Below are 20,094 nucleotides of genomic sequence, written 5' to 3'. Positions count from 1 at the left end.
TCAACTTGACGAGATGACCTTAAGGAGCACCGCTCCTTGCCAGCGACCATTCAGTTCACTGCTCAGGCAGGTCAACCGTGTAGAAGCAACCGATCTGGCATCTGATCAAGCACAGTTCTCCAACTGCGACTTTGCTATCGCCCGTTCAGCGCACAGCCGGTGCAACGGATACACGATGCTTTCTCACCTCAGCTGATTGCGACCGTATCTCAGCGGTCACTACGACAAGCGTTGTGCGCCTCAACTATCCACATTGGTCGGGGCGCTGATTTCGGAGGTTGGTGAACTAGTCAAATCAGGGGAAGAGCGTCGATGCGTCAGAACTCTTTCACCGAAGAAGTTGGCGAAGATTAGATCAAACTCGCAGTCTCCGCTTTCTCCATCTGTGTTTACGAGCTGCCGAATCTGATGAGGGTCGGTGAGCTCATCGCAGTATTCTTGTGCAGCGCGGAGCTTATCGCCCGCTGCAGGGCGAGGGTAGTAGGCCTCAATTGCTCCCTTTGAAAGAACGTAGATCCCCTCTTTCCGGAGGGCTTCGATGACCAATTTATGCTTATCGGCCATGGGTCCGTCATGGAGCTCTTTCAGTACCTGCAAACGTGCGTCACGGGTAACCACTTGGTGGAAGAATTTATCCACTGCATCCCTCAGATCTTCCCATGTGCACTCGCGAGAGTTGAAAAGCTCCCCCTGTTTTTTCGCTTCGGACCAAATCTCTTTGATGGTGGGCGACTCCTTGATTTTCCGGAGCTGATTTCCGGAAAGATCGACGCCGCTGACATGAGTGCCGGTCAGCATATTGCCCACGTCTTGCATCAGTTCATTACGCATTTTAGTGGCGGGGTCTGATGCACCCAGTTTATCGAACCCTTCTGTGAGGGCATCAAGGTCTACCAGAACGGAAACAGAAACACCGAAGCGTTCAAAGAAAGATCGGTACCTCTGGATGTTGTGCTTTCCACCCACCCGAGCAATTGCCACACTTTTTTTGGCGAAGTCCCAAGCGGGATTTAGCGTGCGGGCGATATGGGGAATGACGATGTGGTCGCTGTCGCCCTCAACCAGTAGGATCGATTCGCAGAAGAAAGCAGCATCATTATTTTCCTGCCTTACCATCTGGAACTGATCTTTTAGGCGAAGGTCTGACAAATCGACAGGGAATGCCTTTGCGCAAGGTGGCGTCGCCGAGCGATCTTTGATTAGCTTTACGAAGGTTCCTGTGGCCTGTGGGCTAAAGAACGCTGAAGAATGTGTGCTCACCATGACGTGGTTGTCTGCGGCGAACACCTTCAGTGCCTCGAAGAGCTGGATTTGGGCACGTGGATGGAGGAACAACTCAGGCTCTTCGAACAGTAGAAGGTAAGGGCGCGGAGCCATCGACGAATCGGACATTCGCTCTTGGCTTCTCATGTCGGCGTATGCTCGGAGAATTGCGAAGGTGATAGACCTGCGGAGGCCGTCTCCCTTACTCTTGAACCCGCTTCGGACGCCATCGTCAATTGCGATTTGGGCGTTGTTCAGAACGCTCTTGAGATCGGGTGGTGGAATTTCAATCCTGATAGATGTTTCAGGGAACGCTTCTTGAAGATTCTTTTCGACCGCGCGTTCGACCGTAATTACATCCTTCAGGCGATCGTCAACTTCTACGCCATCGACCTCAGTGACGTTGAGGAGGTTCTCTAGCGTGCTGAATAGTGCATCAATGTTAGCCAGTTTGGGTTTAATTGTATTGAACAGAATTCCGATCAACTTGCCGAAAGAAGCCGTCTCGGCGGTCTTCAAGTCGTCAGAGAGATCCTTAACGGCCGGAATGTAGATCACTTCAGGAAGTAGTGCATGGATGGATTTATCCATGCCTGTTACGAGGGGGACGTCATCTGGCCTTTTCTGATCGGCGGGGAGTGCTGCGATCAGCTTCTCAACCTCTTCTCGAACCTGCTTCTGTGTTGGGCGGGGCGGGAGGACGTCGGCTAGGTCTGGAATATGGAAAACTGCATTTGCGCGAAGCTCTTGGCCTGACTTTTTTGCTGTTACCTCCGTGATTGCATCAGGCCAGTACCTCTTGTCGATCGGCATGGGTGCAACCATGCGTAATACGCCCTTACCCGGTTGCGAGTAGAGGCGAGAAAGTGAAAGTCGACCCTCGGATACGTGTTCAGCAATGCGAGACCGATGCTCATCGGTGAGGCGGCCCAGGTCCTCATCTTTGATCTCGTCAAAGGTTACCTCTACTCGAATCGACTCCTCTTTCCTGTAGAAGTCACTGTCTCGGAGTCCGGGATTGTTGAAGAAGATGTCGAGTGCTTGCAGAATCGAAGACTTGCCAGCATTGTTTTCGCCAATGATGCAGCTGAAGTTCGCCATGGGGATACTCAGTTCCCGGATGCCACGGAAATTCTGAATGGAAATCTTTGTGATCTGCATGTGCATCCCTGATGTTGCTGTGGCCTCTTCGCTTTGCTGCTGCTGGTGTGGCAGCAGAAGTAACCTATAGACCTGAGTGTCTCGCTGTAGGCGTTTTGCGGTTATATGAGGAAAGTTCCATTTGCGGTTATTTGTGCGCACCGTGGCGGGGCGGGTTGTGCGGCCTCTGCCCGCCAGCCCTACGGTTGAGCCTGCTCAAGCAGGCGAACGGTGCGGCGAAAGCTCATAGAGGTGACGGCAACTGTGACGGCGCCGACGGCACATGAACCCACATGATCGCTACCTTGAACGATCGAGCCGACAGGCCGTCGCCACTCCTTGCGAGGACCTGCCCGATCCTACGGATCAGAAGGTCGTGCTCCAGGAGGACGAGCCTGGCCGCGGCCGGCAGAGGACTACTGCATGCCAGCGCGGGACCGGGGACGGGGTGCTGCTCAACGGATCCAGTGGACCCCGTCTGGACCACGCCCCCCGAGCACCGTCCGCGCCCGGTACGCTGTACCCGCTCCGGGCCTGGTGGGCCGGGGCGCGGGTGGGTTGCCCGAGCGGCCTAAGGGAACGGTCTTGAAAACCGTCGTGGCGCGAGTCACCGTGGGTTCAAATCCCACACCCACCGCCTAGGTGAACGGCCCCTGACCAGGTCAATCGGTCGGGGGCCGTTCTCTTGCGCGTACTTCGTCAAACCACTGTCGTTTCCCGCCAGTTGCCAGTTGCCAGTTGCCAGTTGCCAGTTGCCAGTTGCCAGTTGCCAGTTGCCGGGGGCCGGGGGCCGGGGGCCGGGGGCCGGGGGCCGGGCATGGCAGGGGCACGGGCACGTTCTGATCCGTACTGCCGTGTGGCGTCGCTATGGCGAGACGTCCGGGCGGCGGCGCCCGGAGAGTCGGCGCCAGGCCACCAGGGTGTTGATCACGAGTAGGGCCGCTCCCAGCAGGGGCCAGCCCGCGGATCCACCACCGCGGTAGGTCGCCATGCCCGCTACCAGCGCTACGACGCCGATCACCGGGCCCATGAGGTCCATGACGGCGTCCAGCCGATCCGGGATTTTCGACAGGTTGGCCACGGCTTGATCGTGGCAGGCCAACGCTGTAGCTGCACAGAGTTGCTACTGATCCGTCTTCGTCGAGACGGCACCTGTGGGCGCTCGCGGCGGGAAACTTCGGGATAGGAGTGCTGACGGTCGTCCTTCGGCCAGTCTCTCCGCGTCGGCCGACGCGTTCATGCCGGGCCGAGCGGGCCGAGCGGGCCGAGCGGGCTTGGGCTGACACGACGGACCGGCTGCCCCGCAAGCTCGTGAGTCGTGGCGGGGCCACGAGATGCGGGGGCGGGGCGTGGCGCTGATTCTGGTGGGGACCGTGTGAATCGCGGAAGGAGTCGCCATGTCTGTGATGGACAAGCTCAAGCAGATGCTGAAGGGGCACGAGGAGCAGGCCGGGAAGGGTGTCGACAAGGGTGGTGACTACGTCGACGGCCGCACGCAGGGGAAGTACAGCGGGCAGGTCGACTCCGCGCAGGAGAGACTCAGGCAGCAGCTGGGTTCGGAGCAGACCGGGCAGGGCGATGCCGGACGAGAGGAACCGCCCCGGTAGGGGGCCTGGGGCGTAGCCCCGCGCGACCGAGGGCTACGCGCCCCGCCCCGACATCCGCGCCGCCGAAGCCACCGTCGAGCGGGCCTCCCGTTCCGTGAGGCCCGTGCGTACGGCTGCCTCGACCAGGGCGTTCGTGAGGTCGGGGCCCAGATTGTTCTCGTAGGCGCGGCAGGCGGCCCAGAAGAGGCGGGTGTTGCGCTGGCCCTCGTGGGCGGTCAGGACGAAGTGGACCAGGCCGTGGCCGTGGTCGGTGGCCGCGCCGGCGGGGCCAGTGCGCGGCGGGGGCAGCAGGAGGCGGAGCAGGGCCGGTGGGCAGGGGGCCGGGGGGAGGTGCCAGGTGCCGGGGGCCGTGCCGTAGACGCCGTGGTCGGTGCGGGAGCCGGGGCCCACGAGGTAGCCGCCGGCGCCGCGGATGTCGATGCCGGGGGCCAGCCGGCTCGCGGAGTTGGGGACCACGACGTCGGGCGGGCCGGTGAGCCAGATGTGGCGTCCGCCGCTGGGGGTCAGCACGACGACCGTCTCGGGGATCGTGAAGAGGTGGCGCAGGGCCAGTTCCCGCAGGGCCGCCGAGGAGTCCGTACCGGACTTCGTGTCGAGGTCGACGCCGATCAGGTGGTGGGGGTGGAGGCCGCAGGCGATGCCGTAACCGGTGGCCCAGGGGGCGGCGGAGAAGAGTTCGCGGACGCGGCGGGGATCGGTGGAGGCGTCGTGGACGCCATGGCCGAAACGGCCGCACTCGCCGTGGCAGGGGCGGGGCCGGGGGTCGTCCCGGTGCGGGGAGCGCAGGGCCGGGAGTTTCGAGCGGGAGAGGGGGATCACCGCCAGTCCGCGTTCGGCGGCGGAGAGGGCGTGTGCCAGGGCCAGGGTGCCGGCCTGCCGGTCTATGGTGGCCATGCCCCCATGTTCGTACGCATGTTCGATAAAGGGAAGAGGGTTCGGGGTGCCCTTTCGGCCGTCGAGGGTGTGTTCGCGGGTTGGCCAAAAATGCGCCGGAACGCTTCGCCTCTTGTCTCGTCCGATCGTGCTGCCGCTCGTCGGGCTCGACATCGCTGAGCTGGGAGTTCCTTGATCTAAAGGGGTTTATCGACTTTTTATCACGCTTCAGGGGGAATGGGGTCTTCCAGGGTGGTTCGCGGGAGATTCGGTGGGTGCGGCGGTGTTTCGGTGCCGCCGCACAGGCGTTTTCCGGTGCTTCCTCGGGCCGTTCGTGGTCGGATGCCCACTCGCGGGCGAGCCCCGGCGACCTTGACAGGTGTGCCACCAGTTCCTTCAATCTGACGGGTAGTCAGAATTCTTCGGAGGGGGTGGTGGGACGGTGGCGGTGACCGAGGACCTGTCCGTACGGCTCAAGGCCTACGAGGGGCGCGCGGCCGTCCTCGGCGGCCATGGCAAGGATCCCGTCAACTCGCCCATGATCCGGCACTGGTGTGAGGCCCTGGGGGATTCCAACCCCGCGTACACCGGGCCCGACGCCATCGCCCCGCCCACCATGCTGCAGGTGTGGACGATGGGTGGGCTGAGCGGGCACGAGACCCGCTCGGCGGCGTACGACGAACTCCTGGCGCTGCTGGACGACGCCGGGTACACCTCCGTCGTCGCCACCGACTGCGAGCAGGAGTATCTGCGGGCGCTGCGGCCGGGGGACGAGATCACCTTCGACTCGGTCGTCGAGTCCGTCTCCGAGCGGAAGACCACCCGGCTCGGCACGGGGTACTTCGTCACGACCCGCATGGACGTGCGGGCCGGTGACGAGGGCGACGAACTCGTCGGCACCCATCGCTTCCGGATCCTCAAGTACGCGCCGGCCACGACGCCCGCCGAGCGCGCCCCGGCCGACGCTCACGGTGAGCGGGAGCGGCAGCACGAGCGGCAGCCCGAGCCCCGGCCTCGGGCCGTGGGCGAGCGGCCCCGGGAACAACGGCCCCGGCGCCCCCGACCCGTCGTCAACCGGGACAACGCCGGGTTCTGGGAGGGCGTCGCGCGCCGCCGCCTCCTCATCCAGCGCTGCGCCGACTGCGCCTCGCTCCGCCTCCCCTGGCTGCCGGGCTGCAACGCGTGCGGTTCGCCCGAGTGGGACACGGTCGAGGCGAGCGGCGACGGCACGGTGTTCTCGTACGTCGTCATGCACCACCCGCCCTTCCCGGCCTTCGACCCGCCCTATGCCGTCGGACTGATCGAGCTGGCGGAAGGGGTGCGGATGGTCAGCAACGTCATCGGAGTGCCCTACGACAAGGTGCGGATCGGGATGTCCGTGCGCCTCGAATTCGCTCGCTACGACGAGGAGTTGGAGTTGCCCGTGTTCCGCGCGGAAGAGGCGGCGGGGACAGGAGAGGCGGCAGGCACGGAGGAGACGGCGGAGGAGGCGGCAGGCACGGAGGAGACGGCTGAGGGGGTGGTGCGGGGATGAGGGCCCGGGCCGGGGACGTGCTGCCGTCGCTGGAGATCGAGATCACGCGCACGCTCGTCGTCGCGGGGGCGATCGCCTCGCGCGACTACCAGGATGTGCACCACGACCCCGAGTTGGCGCGGCGGCGCGGGTCGCCGGACGTGTTCATGAACATCCTGACGACGAACGGGCTGGTGGGACGGTACGTCACCGATCACTTCGGTGCGGCCGCCGTCCTCCGTAAGGTCGCCATCCGGCTCGGGGCACCCAACTACCCGGGGGACACGATGGTGTTGACCGGAACGGTCGAGGCGATGGACGGCCGTACCGTCACGGTCAGGATCATCGGCGAGAACGGCATCGGCAGACACGTCACCGGAACGGTCACGGTCACGCTCCCCGAAGCCCCCACGACGGGGGAAGTCGCATGAGCGTACGAACCAAGGACCGGCTCGGTGGTCGTGCCGCGATCGTCGGGATCGGCGCGACCGACTTCTCCAAGGACTCGGGCCGCAGTGAGCTGCGGCTGGCCGTGGAGGCGGTGCGGGCGGCGCTCGACGACGCGGGGCTGGCGCCGGCGGACGTGGACGGGATGGTGACGTTCACGATGGACACGAGTCCGGAGATCACGGTCGCGCAGGCGGCCGGCATCGGCGAGCTGTCCTTCTTCTCACGCGTCCACTACGGGGGCGGCGCCGCGTGCGCGACCGTCCAGCAGGCGGCGCTCGCGGTCGCGACGGGCGTGGCGGAGGTCGTGGTCTGCTACCGGGCGTTCAACGAGCGCTCGGGGCGGCGGTTCGGGTCGGGCGTGCGGCACCGGGAGCCGTCGGCGGAGGGCGTGGCGCTCGGCTGGACGCTCCCGTTCGGGCTGCTCACGCCCGCCTCCTGGGTCGCGATGGCGGCGCAGCGCTACCTGTACGCGTACGGGCTGACCCCCGAGGCGTTCGGACATGTGGCCGTCGTCGACCGGAAGTACGCGGCGACGAACCCGGCGGCGTACTTCCACGGCCGCCCCATCACCCTCGACGAGCACGCGGCCTCGCGCTGGATCGCCGAGCCGCTGCGGCTGCTGGACTGCTGCCAGGAGACGGACGGCGGCCAGGCGCTCGTCGTGACCTCGGTGGAGCGCGCGCGGGATCTGCCGAGGCCGCCCGCCGTGGTCGTGGCGGCTGCGCAGGGGGCGGGCCGGGCGCAGCAGCAGATGACCGGCTTCTACGACGGCGATCTCACCGGGCTGCCGGAGATGGGCGTCGTCGCCCGCCAGCTCCGGCGGACCTCGGGGCTGGGCCCGGACGACATCGACGTGGGCATCCTGTACGACCACTTCACGCCGTTCGTGCTGATGCAGCTGGAGGAGTTCGGGTTCTGCGGGCCGGGGGAGGCGGCGGACTTCGTCGCCGAGGAGCGGCTGCCGATCAACACCCATGGCGGGCAGCTCGGCGAGGCGTATCTGCACGGGATGAACGGCATCGCGGAGGCGGTACGGCAGTTGCGGGGCACCTCCGTGAACCAGGTTCCCGGCGCCGAGCGGGCGCTCGTCACCGCGGGTACCGGGGTGCCGACCTCGGGGTTGGTCCTGGGGACGGACGGGTGAGAGGGCGGGATGTGACGGCTGAGGGGGGTTTCGGGCACCTTGGGGTCCGGTGCCGTACACCCTGGGCAGGTGGTTCTCAGGGGTACACCCTCAGTACCTGGGGGCCGTTCATCCACCTTCAGTAGGTGGGGTCTGCCCCACTCCTACAACCTGAGGGGGATTCGCCTTCGGGACCTGCGGCCGATCCGCCGGGCGCGGCCCGCTCCTAGCGTGGAGCCATGACCACACCCGTCTGCACCAGCGCTTCGAAGGCCGCTGCACCAGTGCCGCGGACCCTGCCGACCCCGGCCCGGTCGACCGCGAGCCGGTCGACCGGGACCCGATCGACCTCGGTCCGTTCGGCCGCGGCCCGGGCGACCTCGGTCCGGCCGGCTCTGTCGGGTCTGACGAACCTGTCGCTTCCGTCGTCGCACCCGACATCACACCCGTCGTCGCACCCCTCGTCGTACGCGTCCTACCCGTCGTTCTCGGCGTACGTGAAGGCCCGCCAGCCGGTGCTGCTGCGGACCGCCCGCTCGCTCACCGCGAACCCGTGCGACGCCGAGGACCTGCTGCAGACCGCGCTGGCCAAGACGTACGTCGCCTGGGAGCGCATCGAGGACCACCGGGCCCTCGACGGCTACGTGCGCCGGGCGCTGCTGAACACCCGCACGTCCCAGTGGCGCAAGCGCAAGGTGGACGAGTTCGCGTGCGACGAGATGCCGGAGCCGGAGGGGGCCCAGGCCGCCGACCCGGCCGAGCAGCAGGCGCTGCACGACGCGATGTGGCGGGCGATCATGAAGCTGCCGGCGCGGCAGCGGGCCATGGTGGTCCTCAGGTACTACGAGGACCTGAGCGAGGTACAGACGGCGGAGGTCCTCGGGGTCTCGGTCGGCACCGTGAAGTCGGCGGTCTCGCGGGCGCTGGGCAAGCTGCGTGAGGATCCCGAGCTGGAACCCGTGCGCTGAGTCGTTCGTTGGCCGGTCAGGAACCCGGCCCGAAGACGGACGCGCGCGGCCGTGGACCCGGGGGGATCGAACGCGAACTCGGCTCGAACTCGGGCTCGAACTCGGGCTCGACCGGTCACTCTGTCTGATCGATCATCTTGCCCCCTAGTGACATACCGCTCGGTATGTGAGCAGAATCAGCGCAACCGTTACCACCGCGTAGGCAGAGCCGCCCCGGGAGGACGCCGTGCTGAGCACCATGCAGGACGTACCGCTGTTGATCTCCAGGATCCTGACCCACGGACAGGTCATCCACGGGACGTCGCAGGTGATCACCTGGACCGGCGAGGGGGAGCCCGAACGCCGCTCCTACGCCGAGATCGGCGCCCGCACCGCGCAGCTGGCCCACGCCCTGCGCGAGGACCTCGGGGTCGACGGCGACGAGCGTGTCGCGACACTCATGTGGAACAACGCGGAACACGTGGAGGCGTACTTCGCGATCCCCTCCATGGGTGCCGTCCTCCACACCCTCAACCTGAGGCTGCCCCCCGAGCAGCTCGCCTGGATCGTCAACCACGCCGCCGACCGCGTGATCATCGCCAACGGTTCGCTGCTGCCCCTCCTCGCGCCGCTCCTTCCGCACCTCAAGCCGGTGGAGCACGTCGTCGTCGCCGGACCCGGCGACCGGTCGCTGCTCGCCGGAGCGAGCGTCCAGGTGCACGAGTACGAGGACCTGATCGCCGGCAAGCCGACCACGTACGACTGGCCCGAGCTGGACGAGCGTTCCGCCGCGGCCATGTGTTACACCTCCGGCACGACCGGCGACCCCAAGGGCGTCGTCTACTCCCACCGCTCGATCTACCTGCACTCCATGCAGGTCAACATGGCCCAGTCCATGGGCCTGACGGACGCGGACCTCTCGCTCGTCGTCGTCCCGCAGTTCCATGTCAACGCCTGGGGCCTGCCGCACGCGACCTTCATGACCGGCGTCAACCTGCTGATGCCGGACCGCTTCCTGCAGCCCGGCCCGCTGGCCGAGATGATCGAGACGCTGAAGCCGTCGCACGCCGCCGCCGTCCCCACCATCTGGCAGGGCCTGCTCGCGGAGCTGACCGCCCGCCCGCGCGAGGTCTCCTCGCTCAACCAGGTCACCATCGGCGGCTCGGCCTGCCCGCCCGCCCTCATGGAGGCCTTCGACAAGCTGGGCATGCGCGTCTGCCACGCCTGGGGCATGACGGAGACCTCGCCGCTCGGCACGATCGCCCGGCCGCCGGCCCATGTCGAGGCCGACTCGGAGGAGGAGCTCGCGTACCGCCTCACCCAGGGCCGCTTCCCCGCCTCCGTCGAGGCCCGCCTCACCGGCCCCGGTGGCGAACGCCTGCCCTGGGACGGCGAGTCCGCCGGTGAGCTGGAGGTCCGCGGCCCCTGGATCGCGGGCGCGTACTACGGAGGGTCGGGCGCCGAACCCGTACGCCCCGACGACAAGTTCAGCGAGGACGGCTGGCTGAAGACGGGTGACGTCGGCACGATCAGCCCCGACGGCTTCCTGACCCTGACCGACCGTGCCAAGGACGTCATCAAGTCCGGTGGTGAGTGGATCTCCTCCGTCGAGCTGGAGAACGCCCTCATGGCCCACCCGGACGTCGCCGAGGCCGCCGTCGTCGCCGTACCGGACGACAAGTGGGGCGAACGCCCCCTCGCGACGGTCGTGTTGAAGGAGGGCTCCACCGCCGACTTCGCCGCCCTCCGCTCCTTCCTCGCCGATGAGGGCCACATCGCCAAGTGGCAGCTGCCCGAGCGCTGGACGATCATCGAGTCGGTGCCGAAGACGAGCGTGGGCAAGTTCGACAAGAAGGTGCTCCGCAGGCAGTACGCGGAGGGCTCGTTGGATGTGACGCAGATCTAGAACGTGCTGAGGATCTAGCACCCGTACGTACGGCAGGTGGGGCGGTGTTTCACGTGAAACACCGCCCCACCTGCCGTATACGGGTTCAGTTCGTGCCGACTCGTGCCAGCAGGTCCACGATTCTCGTCTGCACATCTGTGCTCGTCGAGCGCTCCGCCAGGAAGAGGACCGTCTCCCCCGAGGCCAGGCGCGGGAGTTCGGACTGGTCGACGGCGGCGGTGTAGACGACGAGCGGGGTCCGGTTCAACTGGCCGTTCGTCCGCAGCCAGTCGATGATCCCGGCCTGGCGGCGGTGCACCTGCAGCAGGTCCATCACCACCAGGTTGGGCCGCATCTGTGCGGCCAGCGTGACGGCGTCGGCGTCGGACGCGGCCCGCGCGACCTGCATGCCACGCCGTTCCAGCGTCGTGGTGAGGGCGAGCGCGATCTCCGCGTGCTCCTCGATGAGCAGGACACGCGGCGGGTGCTGCTCGGAGTCGCGCGGCGCCAGCGCCTTCAACAGGATGGCCGGGTCGGCACCGTAGGCCGCCTCACGCGTCGCCTGGCCGAGCCCGGCCGTCACGAGGACGGGGACCTCGGCGGCCACGGCGGCCTGGCGCAGCGACTGCAGTGCCGTACGGGTGATGGGCCCGGTCAGCGGATCGACGAACAGGGCGGCCGGGTAGGCGGCGATCTGCGCGTCCACGTCCTCGCGGGAGTTCACGATCACGGGCCGGTAGCCACGGTCGCTGAGGGCCTGGTGGGTCGCGGCGTCCGGCGCGGGCCACACCAGCAGCCGTCGCGGGTTGTCCAGCGGCTCCGGCGGCAACTCGTCGTCCATCGGCTGCGGATGCGGCCGGTCGGGAACCTCCACCGCACCGCCGGGTCCGTCGAGCGGCTCGGGACCTTCGTCCGCGTTCTCGTCGGGCGCCCCTATGGCGTACGACCGCCCGGCGCCCTCCGTACGGCCTGTCAGCCGGGACTGCCCGGCCAGGGACGGCTGCGGCGGGAGCGGAACCTGCCCGGCGAGCGAGGGCTGCGCGGGCAGCGGGGCCTGCCCGGCGATCGACGGCTGCGACACCTGCGTGGTGGCCTGCTGCGGCGGGGCCGTCCGGGCCGGGGGCGGGGTCTGGCCGGTGCCGACGCGGAAGCCGGTGCCGTTCGTCGGGGTGGACTGCGGGTGGGGGAGCGCGGCGGTCTCGGGGCGGTCGCCGGTCGGCTGCGGCGGTGTCCCGAGCTTGCGGCGTCGGCCCGATCCACCGGGCTGGTTCGGGGCGGGCGTGGCTCCGGTGCCCGGCTGCGCGCCGGCTTGCGCCTGTGCCTGAGGGCCGGCCTGGCGGGAGAACGGGACGCCTTGGCCGAGCGTCCGCACGCTGATCGCCCGCCCGTGGGTGGAGTTGGGGTCGAGAGGAGCGGCGGCGGGGGCCGGGGCCTGGGCCGCCGGCGCGGCCTGGGCCTGGGGCGGAGCCATGGCTTCGGCGGGCAACGGCTGCGCGGCGCGCGGCTGTTGTACGGCGACCTCCGGCGGCAGCGGGGTACCCGAGGAGGGAGTGGACTGCGGGGGCAGCGGCGCCTGCGGAGCGGCGGCTACGGGGATACCCGCGCCGGAGGTCTCGTGGCGGGCGTCGGGCCAGGACTGGGGCTGGGGCGCGCCCTGAGCGGGGGCGGCAGCCTGCTGGGCGCCGGGGCCGCCGGGGGCCGGTACGGGCTGGGCGCCCTGAACCGGCTGCGCACCCGGTACGCCCTGCACGGCCTGAACCCCTTGTACGCCTTGGACCCCGGACACGAGGACGGACTGCCCGAGGACGGCCTGGCCGAGGGCTCCGGCCTGCGCGGGCGCCTGCTGCGGGGCCCCGGCGGCCCCTTGTGGCGGGACGGCGCCCTGTGCGGCGACGGGCTGCCCGACAGCGGGTTGCCCGGGGGCGACCTGTCCGGCGCTGGCCTGTCCGGCGAGCGCCTGTCCCACGGCCGCCTGGGCCGCGCCCTGAACGACCCCCTGCGGGGCGACGGGCTGCCCGGCCGCGACCGCGGCGGGGTCGAGTTGACCGGGAGCAGCGGCGACGGCCTGGCCGGGCACCTGCTGCGGAACGGCCTGCACGCCCTGGACGGGAACGGGCTGCGGGCCGCCCAAGACGTTCTGAGAGGTGACGGGCTGGGCGGCGGCGGCCACCGCCGCGCCCTGTGCGGGCACCGGCCGGCCCGGCCCACCCTGCGGGGGGATTCCCTGCGCCGGAGCGCCGCCTTGGGCCGGAACCCCTTGGGCGGTCGCCATCATGGCCACACCGTCGCCCTGCTGGGGAGCGGACTGCCGTACCGCCCGGCGACGGCCCGTGGGCGCGGGCATCGGGTGCGGTTGCGGAGGTGTGTGGTCGTCGGCTGCGGGGTGGGGCGCGGTGTCATGCCGGCCGTCGTCCACGCCACCGGCTGGGATGCCCGCGTGCTGACCCGCGGCGGGGACCTGTCCCGTACCGGGTGCCTGTCCCGCACCCGCTACCTGTGCGGGACCCGGGACCTGTGCGGGACCCGGGACCTGTGCGGGACCCGGGACCTGTGCGGCACCCGGTACCTGGCCGGCGACAACGCCCTGACCGGCACCGGGGGCCTGGCCCGCCACGGCCTGCGGGATCTGCTGTCCGACCCCGGGGGCAGACACCGGCCCTCCGGCGAGGGCGGGCCCACCAGCGGGCACGACTCCCCCTGCCTGCACGGGCCCCCCTGCCTGCACGGGCCCCCCGGCCTGGGCGAGCCCTCCGGCCTGGGCGAGCCCTCCGGCCTGGGCGAGCCCTCCGGCCTGGGCGAGCCCTCCGGCCTGGGCGAGCCCTCCGGCCTGGGCGGGCCCTCCGGCCTGGGCGAGCCCCGCGGCGGGAACCGGTCCTCCAGCGGGGATCGCCCCTCCACCAGCGACCGGCTGCCCTCCAGCGGCCGGGACCAGCCCCCCGCCCGAGCCGATCGCCCCCTGGCCACCCTGCACGGGCACGGAGGGCACGGCGGGGGCGCTCGGCGAAGATCCTGGGGAGGACACGGCGGGGACGGCAGGCGTGGCGGACGAGGCGGGCGCGGCTGTTCCGGCGGGCAGAGGCATGGGCATGGGCATCGGCATCGGCGTGCCGGGCGCACCCGGCCCCGCGGGCGGGGGCACCGGACCGAGCCCGGCCGCCTGCGCGTACTCGGGTCCCCGGTCGGCCTCGGCCGGCGGCAGCGCGAAGACGGCTCGCGGGCCCGGCTCGGGCGCGGCGGCGCGCTCCTCCGCGCTGGCGAGAGCCCGACGACGGCGTCCGGTGGGCTGCTGAGCGCCGCCCTCCGCACCGGAATCGGCGCCGGTACCGGAGGCGGAACCGGCGTCGGCGGCGCTCGCCTCACCGCCGGGGCTGGTGCCCGGGGGCAGCGCCGCCGGCAAGGCGTTCTGCGCGGCGGCGGGCTCCCGGCGAGCGCGTCGCCCGCCGGGCGCGGGCACACCCTGGGGCGGCACCGTTCCCCCCAGTCCGTTGGCGGTGGCTGCGGCACCCGCCGCGTGCTCGGCCGCCGTGACGACAGCGCCCTCGGCGGCCACGGGCTCGCCGGCGGCTTCGATGGCGATACCCCGTCCGCGCCGCCGCCCGGTGCCCCCGGCGTCCTCGGCCTCGGCACCCGGCGCGGGCACGAGCCCCTCAGCGCCACCGTCAGCCGCACCAGCCGCGACCGCCGCCTCCTCCGCCCGGCGCCTGCGCCGACCGGTGGGCGCGACCGCGGCCTCGGGCTCCTGGCCCTCGGGAGCGTCCTCACTCTCCAGGAACGCGTCCACCGACGACCGCCGCGCCCGCCTGCGCCCGCCGCCACCGGCGGCCTGCTCGGGCAGGGCGACCTCGGCACCGGTGGCGAGGGGGGCGGAGTCGGCCTCGGCGCCCACCACCGCGGGCATCGGGGCGGCGGGCACGGCCCCGGCACCGCCACCGAGCGGCACCTCCAGCACATAGGCGCTGCCGCTCATCCCCGGCACCTCGACCGTCTGGAGCACACCGCCGTGCGCCCGCACGATCCCCTGCACGATCGGCTGGTGCACCGGGTCTCCCCCGGCGTACGGCCCGCGCACCTCGATGCGTACGACCTCGCCGCGCTGCGCGGCCGCCACCACGACGGTGTTGTCCATGTAACCGCCGGTGGACATGGGCGCGTTGCCCGTCGCGTCGACACCGGCGACATCAGCGACGAGGTGCGCGAGCGCGGTCGCGAGCCGCACCTGGTCCACCTCGGCCTCGATGGGCGGCGCGTGCACGGCGAACTGCACCCGTCCCGGCCCGATCAGCTCCACGGCCCCGTCGACACCGGCCGCGACGACCGCGTCCAGCATGACGGCCGTACGGACGAGGCCGTCCTCGCCCGCGTCGATCCGCTGGTAGCCGAGGACGTTGTCGATGAGGGTCGTGATCCGCGAGTACCCGGCGGTCAGGTGGTGCAGCACCTGGTTGGCCTCGGGCCACAGCTGGCCGGCGTCGTCGGCGGCGAGGGTGCCCAGCTCGCTGCGGAGTTGGTCGAGCGGGCCGCGCAGGGACGTGCCCAGCACGGCGAGCAGCTGCTCGTGCCGCGCGGCCAGCGCCTCGTACCGGTCCTTCTCACGCTCCCCGAGCGCCGCGTACCGCTCGTCGCCGGCGGCGAGCTCCTCGGCGTGCTGCTCGCTCAGCTCGGCCAGCTCGGCGGCGTGCTCCTCCCGGACGCCCGCGAGTTCCTCGGCGTGCTCCTTGGCGAGCCGCTCCAGCTCCTCCGCGTGCGTCTCGGCCTCGGAGTCCTTCTCCTCGGCGAGCTTGTCGTACGGCCGCCGGTCGGTGAACGTCATCACGGCACCGACGAGCTGGTCCCCGTCACGCACCGGCGCGGTCGTCAGGTCGACCGACACCTTCTCGCCGTTCTTCGACCACAGCACCTGTCCGCGCACCCGGTGCTTGCGCCCGGACCGCAGGGTGTCCGCGAGCGGCGACTCGCCGTACGGGAAGGGGGCGCCGTCCTCGCGCGAGTGCAGCACGAGCGTGTGCAGCTCGCGTCCGCCGAGGTCACTGGCCCGATAACCCAGAATCTGGGCGGCCGCCGGGTTGACGAGGACGATCCGGCCGTCCGTGTCGGTGCCGACCACGCCCTCGGACGCGGCCCGCAGGATCATCTCGGTCTGCCGTTGCGAACGCGCGAGTTCGGCCTCGGTGTCGACGGTGCCCGAAAGATCCCGTACGACCAGCATGAGCAGCTCGTCATTGGCGGAGCCGTAACCGTCGTACGCCTGCTGGCCGTTCTCCAGATTCGCGGATGTGACCTCGACCGGGAACTCGCTGCCGTCGGTCCGGCGGGCGGTCATCCGGGTCGGCTTGGTCCGTCCGGTCGGGTCCATGGTGTCGGGCCGCCGCATGGAGCCCGGGATGAGCCGGGAGTCGAACTCGGGGAGGAGGTCCAGCAACCCGCGTCCGACCAGCGCGGTCCCGGGGGCCTCGAAGGCCTCCAGCGCGATCGTGTTGGCGTTGACGACGGTCCCATTGGCGTTGACCAGCACCAACGCATCGGGCAGCGCGTCCAGTATGGCTGCGAGGCGAGCAGCGCCTCGGGATGGCCTGCTGCTCACGAGACGCTTCCTCCCTGTTACCGCACCTTGCCGACCGCCGGGCCCGTGGCCATCTTGCCAACCGGCCCGCAACGTGTCACGCGAGGGAGTCTACGGGCAGAGGTTGCGCTCGCGACGCCGGATGAGAGGGAGGTCGCACACCGAACATCTGGAGATGCGGTGACTGTGCGGACGGGGATGCCGTGACCGTGTGTTTTGCCGGAGGACCTTGTCGGCGGCACATATGTACGGGCTGTGCACGTGTGTCGAGCGGGCCGCCCGTGCCGGCCGACGGGTGGCCGATTCCCTTCCCCGCCTTGCTCTCCGCTTCCCTGTCCCGCCTCCTCCTCCTTATGCGTGGAGGTCCGGCAGGACGGGCACCAGTGCGTCCCAGCGGGCGATCTCGCAGCCGTTCCCCCGGTCGTAGCGCGCGTCGACGCGCCGCCCGGCCCAGGTCCCGGTGACATGGGCGGTGGCCGGCCCGCCGTACTGCATCGTGCACATGGTCCCGGACCCGACCGGCGCGAACGGATCCGTCCCCCACGTCGTGCGCCGGTCGAGGCGCCCGCACGCCTCGCGCGCCTCCGGGTGGCTGCCCCCCTGGGGGTGGCACCGCAGCTCGAACGTCCCGTCCGCCGTGGCGCCGGCCTTCCGCACGGTGACGGTCAACCGGTCCTCGGAGCCGACGGCGAGGGTGGGCACGGGCAGCGACGCCCGCGACACCGCCTCGGCGGCGTACGCGTCCGGTGCCACCGGCGCGAGCGTGCCGGCGGCCGCCGTGGCCAGCGAGGCGGCGGCGCCCAGGAGCAGCCGACCCAGGGCGGCGGGGCGGCCGAGGGGCCTGCGGAGAGGGAGTGGGCGCGCGGCGGAGGCGGGCCCTGGGGTGGGGCCGGAGCCGGACGCGGACCTGGGGTTGGGGCCGGAGCCGGGGCGGTCGGCGGAGGGGGCGTCGGGCTTCGGGCGGGGGGTGGGGGCACTCTGCGACATGACCTGACTAACGCCACGCCCGTCCCACGGTTGCGGCGCCGCCGCGCCCCGTCCCCACCCCTCCCCGGCGGCCCGTCGCACCGCTCCCGACGTGCCATACGGCTTTGCCCTGCGGCCTCTCCGCCTAGTACCGTGGGAGGCGATTGGTGACAGCCCACCAGGCTGTGTCATCATCTGCACGCACCGTTCGCGCTCGCGCGGGTGGTTGTGCTGGAGGCGTCGCCTAGTCCGGTCTATGGCGCCGCACTGCTAATGCGGTTTGGGACTTCAATCCCATCGAGGGTTCAAATCCCTCCGCCTCCGCGCTTGATCACCGAAGCCCCGGTCCACCCGACCGGGGCTTCGTCGTTCCCGCCTCCGCGCCAAGACCGCCCCAGAAGGCGTTTTCGCAGGTCACAAGGGGTATGGGAAACGGATTTCACATGGCGACGGCAGTCATGTAATGTTCTTCCTGTCGCCGCGAGCGGGCCGAAAGGGCCGGGAGCGGCGGAAAACAAAACAAGCACTCGTAGCTTAACGGATAGAGCATCTGACTACGGATCAGAAGGTTGCAGGTTCGAATCCTGCCGAGTGCACATCCACCGAAGGCCCCGGAGAGATCCGGGGCCTTCGGCGTTGGTGTTGACCGTGGCCGTCGCCCTGGCAGAAGCGGGCGCGGGGGTGTGCGGAGGGGGTCCCGGGAGGGGCCGGGGGCGGAAGGGGGCGGACTGGCGGATACGTCTGGGCGCATACTGGTCGAGATGACAAAGCCAGGTGCACCGAAGCGCTATTTGCCCACCAGTCCCTTCAAGGCCCCGGTCGCCCCGCCGCCCAAGCACTTCGCGGTGGGCGACCAGGTCACCCACGACATGTACGGCCTCGGCCGGGTGATCGGCATCGAGGACGGGATCGCCGCACTCGTCGATTTCGGATCGGCGCGACAGCGGATCCTGAGCCCGTACACCAAGATGAGCAAGCTGTAGGACCGGAAACAGACACAGACACAACGAGGGCCGGGCCCGGGTCGGGGCCAGGTCCGGAACAACGACGGCCGGTTGCGCTCCGCCGGGGGCGCGTCCCGCCGCCATGTCGCCGTGCCACATCACCGCGCCTGCACCCGCGCCCGCATCTCCCTGCACCCCCGCACTGCCGGCGCGGCATCGCCGCCTTCGACGACGTAGCTCGTTCAGGCCCCGGACCGCCGGGCGGAGGCGTTGTCAGTGGTGCCCTCTAATGTCGTGGGGGATGGCACGCGTGTGGAGATGTACGGGGCTGCGGTGGGGCGCGGACGGACCGTTGCTGGGGTGGGCCGGCGGACGCGGAAGTGCCTTGCCGCCGGGGAAGGCGGTGGCTTTCGGGGTCGTGGCCGAGGGGCGGCGCACATGCGTCGGGGCCCGGGGGAACCCGTGTGCGCTGCGGGCGGGGGTGTCCGGGCGGAGCACCGGCGCCCGGTGTGAGGAGTGCGCGCGGCTCGACCGGGCGCATTCCGTGGCCGCCGACACGATCGCCGACGATCCGCGGCCTTATCACGTGTACCTCGCGTGGTTCGGGCCCGGCATGGTGAAGGTCGGGATCACCGCGGTGGAGCGCGGATCGGCTCGGCTGTTGGAGCAGGGCGCGGTCACCTTCGGGTGGCTCGGGCGGGGGCCGCTGATGGCCGCGCGGCGGGCGGAGGAGGTACTGCGGGCCGCGCTCGGGGTGCCGGACCGGATCCCGTACGCCGAGAAGAGGGCCGTGCGGGCCGACCTGCCGGCCGCCGGGGAGCGTGCCGCCGAGCTGGCGGTGCTGCACGGGCGCGCCCAGGGGCTCGCGGGGTGGCCCGAGTCGTTGCAGCCGGTGCCGTTCCAGGCGGTCGATCACTTCGGGGTGTTCGGGCTCGACGGGTTGCCGGCCGCGGACGGTGTGGTGAGTGAGCTGGTCGCGGGCGGGGCCGTGGGCGGTGAGGTGCTCGCCGTCGCCGGGCCCGATCTGCATCTGGCCACCGGACGAGGCGTCGTCGTCCTCGATACGCGGCTCATGACGGGGTGGGAGCTGACCGCACCCGTCGCCGTCGGCCAGGGAGCCCGCGCTGTCCTCACCGTGCCCGTGCGGGAGGTGCGGAGCCGCGGGGACGGGAGCGTTCAGGACGGGCTGTTCTGAGGGGCGCGGGCTGCTGTGAGCAGGAAGTCGGCTGCTTCGACGAGGGCGAGCGGTGGGGCGCGCGGTCCGCGGCGAGTACGGCGGGCACGGCTGGGCGCGGGCCGGTGCGGCGGCGTAAAGAGTGTGATCCCTTTTGGATCCCGTTCGGAAAGTCTGTGGACGCCGGTCGCGGCCCGACCCGACAGTGATGCCATGGATGATCAGCGGACAGCACCTGACCACGCCCCCGGCGGCGCACCCGACGACGCACTGCGCGACACGTCGGTCGTCGCGCCCGTTCCCGCCCATGAACCCCCGTACTACGCCGTCGTCTTCACCTCGACGCGCACCCAGGACCAGAGCGGGTACGCGGAGACCGCCGAGCGGATGGAGGAACTGGTGAAGGGGGTTCCGGGGTTCCTCGGGATGGACCAGGCCTGGCGGCCCGGCGGGCCGGCCATCACCGTGGGGTACTTCCGGGACGCCGCGGCCATCGAGGCGTGGCGGACCGACGTCGAGCACCTGGCGGCGCAGGAGCGGGGGCGGGCCGAGTGGTACGAGAACTACACCCTGCACATCGCCAGGGTCGAGCGGAGTCACAGCTACGTGAGAGGGGACGGCTCGGGCGTGGGCGAAGCATGACGGCGCT

14 protein-coding genes and 3 tRNA genes are annotated in these 20,094 nt (G+C 70.2%); 12 read left to right on the top strand and 5 right to left on the bottom strand.

All coding sequences use genetic code 11. From position 1 onward, the window contains the following. Positions 1-240 precede the first annotated feature (240 nt). Positions 241-2,424, bottom strand: coding sequence for an ATP-dependent nuclease (locus H4687_RS22770; RefSeq protein ID WP_159026185.1), 2,184 nt, complete (start codon positions 2,422-2,424; stop codon positions 241-243). A 531-nt stretch (positions 2,425-2,955) separates the two neighbouring features. On the opposite strand from H4687_RS22770, the gene H4687_RS22765 reads away from it, so the two are divergent. Continuing rightward, positions 2,956-3,040: transfer RNA gene (locus H4687_RS22765), tRNA-Ser, on the top strand. Between the two features lie 228 nt (positions 3,041-3,268). On the opposite strand, the gene H4687_RS22760 is transcribed toward H4687_RS22765, so the two are convergent. Next, a complete protein-coding gene (locus H4687_RS22760) occupies positions 3,269-3,484 on the bottom strand; it encodes a hypothetical protein (RefSeq protein WP_046920416.1) in 216 nt (71 codons plus the stop codon). 316 nt (positions 3,485-3,800) lie between these two features. Between H4687_RS22760 and H4687_RS22755 the strand changes: the two genes are divergently transcribed. Continuing rightward, complete coding sequence (locus H4687_RS22755; protein ID WP_046920417.1) at positions 3,801-4,010, top strand: antitoxin; 210 nt, start codon at positions 3,801-3,803, stop codon at positions 4,008-4,010. A 33-nt stretch (positions 4,011-4,043) separates the two neighbouring features. On the opposite strand, the gene H4687_RS22750 is transcribed toward H4687_RS22755, so the two are convergent. Continuing rightward, positions 4,044-4,904 carry a bifunctional DNA primase/polymerase gene (locus H4687_RS22750; protein ID WP_050398397.1) on the bottom strand — a complete coding sequence of 287 codons (861 nt, stop codon included), beginning with the start codon at positions 4,902-4,904 and terminating at the stop codon, positions 4,044-4,046. A 421-nt stretch (positions 4,905-5,325) separates the two neighbouring features. On the opposite strand from H4687_RS22750, the gene H4687_RS22745 reads away from it, so the two are divergent. The 5 genes from H4687_RS22745 to H4687_RS22725 all read left to right on the top strand — a co-directional run bounded on the left by H4687_RS22745 (position 5,326) and on the right by H4687_RS22725 (position 10,822). After that, positions 5,326-6,417: a bifunctional MaoC family dehydratase N-terminal/OB-fold nucleic acid binding domain-containing protein gene (locus tag H4687_RS22745; RefSeq protein WP_046916250.1), complete on the top strand. Its 1,092-nt coding sequence runs from the start codon at positions 5,326-5,328 to the stop codon at positions 6,415-6,417. After that, positions 6,414-6,827: a MaoC family dehydratase gene (locus H4687_RS22740; RefSeq protein ID WP_046916251.1), complete on the top strand. Its 414-nt coding sequence runs from the start codon at positions 6,414-6,416 to the stop codon at positions 6,825-6,827. Before H4687_RS22745 ends, H4687_RS22740 begins: the two co-directional genes overlap by 4 nt. Beyond that, on the top strand, positions 6,824-7,990 hold the full coding sequence (locus H4687_RS22735; protein WP_046916252.1) for a lipid-transfer protein: 1,167 nt from the start codon (positions 6,824-6,826) through the stop codon (positions 7,988-7,990). The genes H4687_RS22740 and H4687_RS22735 overlap by 4 nt, the downstream gene beginning before the upstream one ends. Before the next feature lie 218 nt (positions 7,991-8,208). Further along, positions 8,209-8,937: a SigE family RNA polymerase sigma factor gene (locus H4687_RS22730; RefSeq protein WP_404819285.1), complete on the top strand. Its 729-nt coding sequence runs from the start codon at positions 8,209-8,211 to the stop codon at positions 8,935-8,937. A gap of 226 nt (positions 8,938-9,163) precedes the next feature. Further along, complete coding sequence (locus H4687_RS22725) at positions 9,164-10,822, top strand: long-chain fatty acid--CoA ligase (protein ID WP_078907216.1); 1,659 nt, start codon at positions 9,164-9,166, stop codon at positions 10,820-10,822. A gap of 85 nt (positions 10,823-10,907) precedes the next feature. Here the strand turns inward: H4687_RS22725 and H4687_RS22720 are convergent, their stop codons facing one another. Together H4687_RS22720 and H4687_RS22715 are read right to left on the bottom strand one after the other, a co-directional pair. Continuing rightward, positions 10,908-16,382, bottom strand: a complete 5,475-nt coding sequence (locus H4687_RS22720; protein WP_192781708.1) for a PAS domain-containing protein — start codon at positions 16,380-16,382, stop codon at positions 10,908-10,910. Between the two features lie 330 nt (positions 16,383-16,712). Next, entirely contained in the window at positions 16,713-17,348 is a 636-nt protein-coding gene (locus tag H4687_RS22715) for an SSI family serine proteinase inhibitor (RefSeq protein ID WP_050398395.1), read from the bottom strand. Between the two features lie 212 nt (positions 17,349-17,560). Between H4687_RS22715 and H4687_RS22710 the strand changes: the two genes are divergently transcribed. From H4687_RS22710 to H4687_RS22690, 5 genes are all read left to right on the top strand, one after another. Then, a tRNA-Ser gene (locus tag H4687_RS22710) sits at positions 17,561-17,651 on the top strand. Positions 17,652-17,850: 199 nt separating this feature from the next. Continuing rightward, positions 17,851-17,923 (top strand) — tRNA-Arg (locus H4687_RS22705). Between the two features lie 165 nt (positions 17,924-18,088). After that, the gene (locus H4687_RS22700) at positions 18,089-18,310 is read left to right on the top strand and encodes a hypothetical protein (protein WP_013002359.1); all 222 of its coding nucleotides are present in this window, start codon (positions 18,089-18,091) and stop codon (positions 18,308-18,310) included. Positions 18,311-18,572: 262 nt separating this feature from the next. After that, entirely contained in the window at positions 18,573-19,466 is an 894-nt protein-coding gene (locus tag H4687_RS22695; RefSeq protein ID WP_078907255.1) for a DUF2797 domain-containing protein, read from the top strand. Between the two features lie 192 nt (positions 19,467-19,658). Then, the gene (locus H4687_RS22690) at positions 19,659-20,087 is read left to right on the top strand and encodes an antibiotic biosynthesis monooxygenase family protein (RefSeq protein ID WP_046912937.1); all 429 of its coding nucleotides are present in this window, start codon (positions 19,659-19,661) and stop codon (positions 20,085-20,087) included. The last annotated feature ends 7 nt before the right edge of the window (positions 20,088-20,094 follow it).

Origin of the sequence: Streptomyces stelliscabiei, assembly GCF_014873495.1 — a bacterium.
In the GTDB taxonomy this organism is placed as follows: domain Bacteria; phylum Actinomycetota; class Actinomycetes; order Streptomycetales; family Streptomycetaceae; genus Streptomyces; species Streptomyces bottropensis.
The sequence above is the reverse complement of the archived record's forward strand: the minus strand, read 5'-3'. Positions and strand labels throughout refer to the sequence as shown.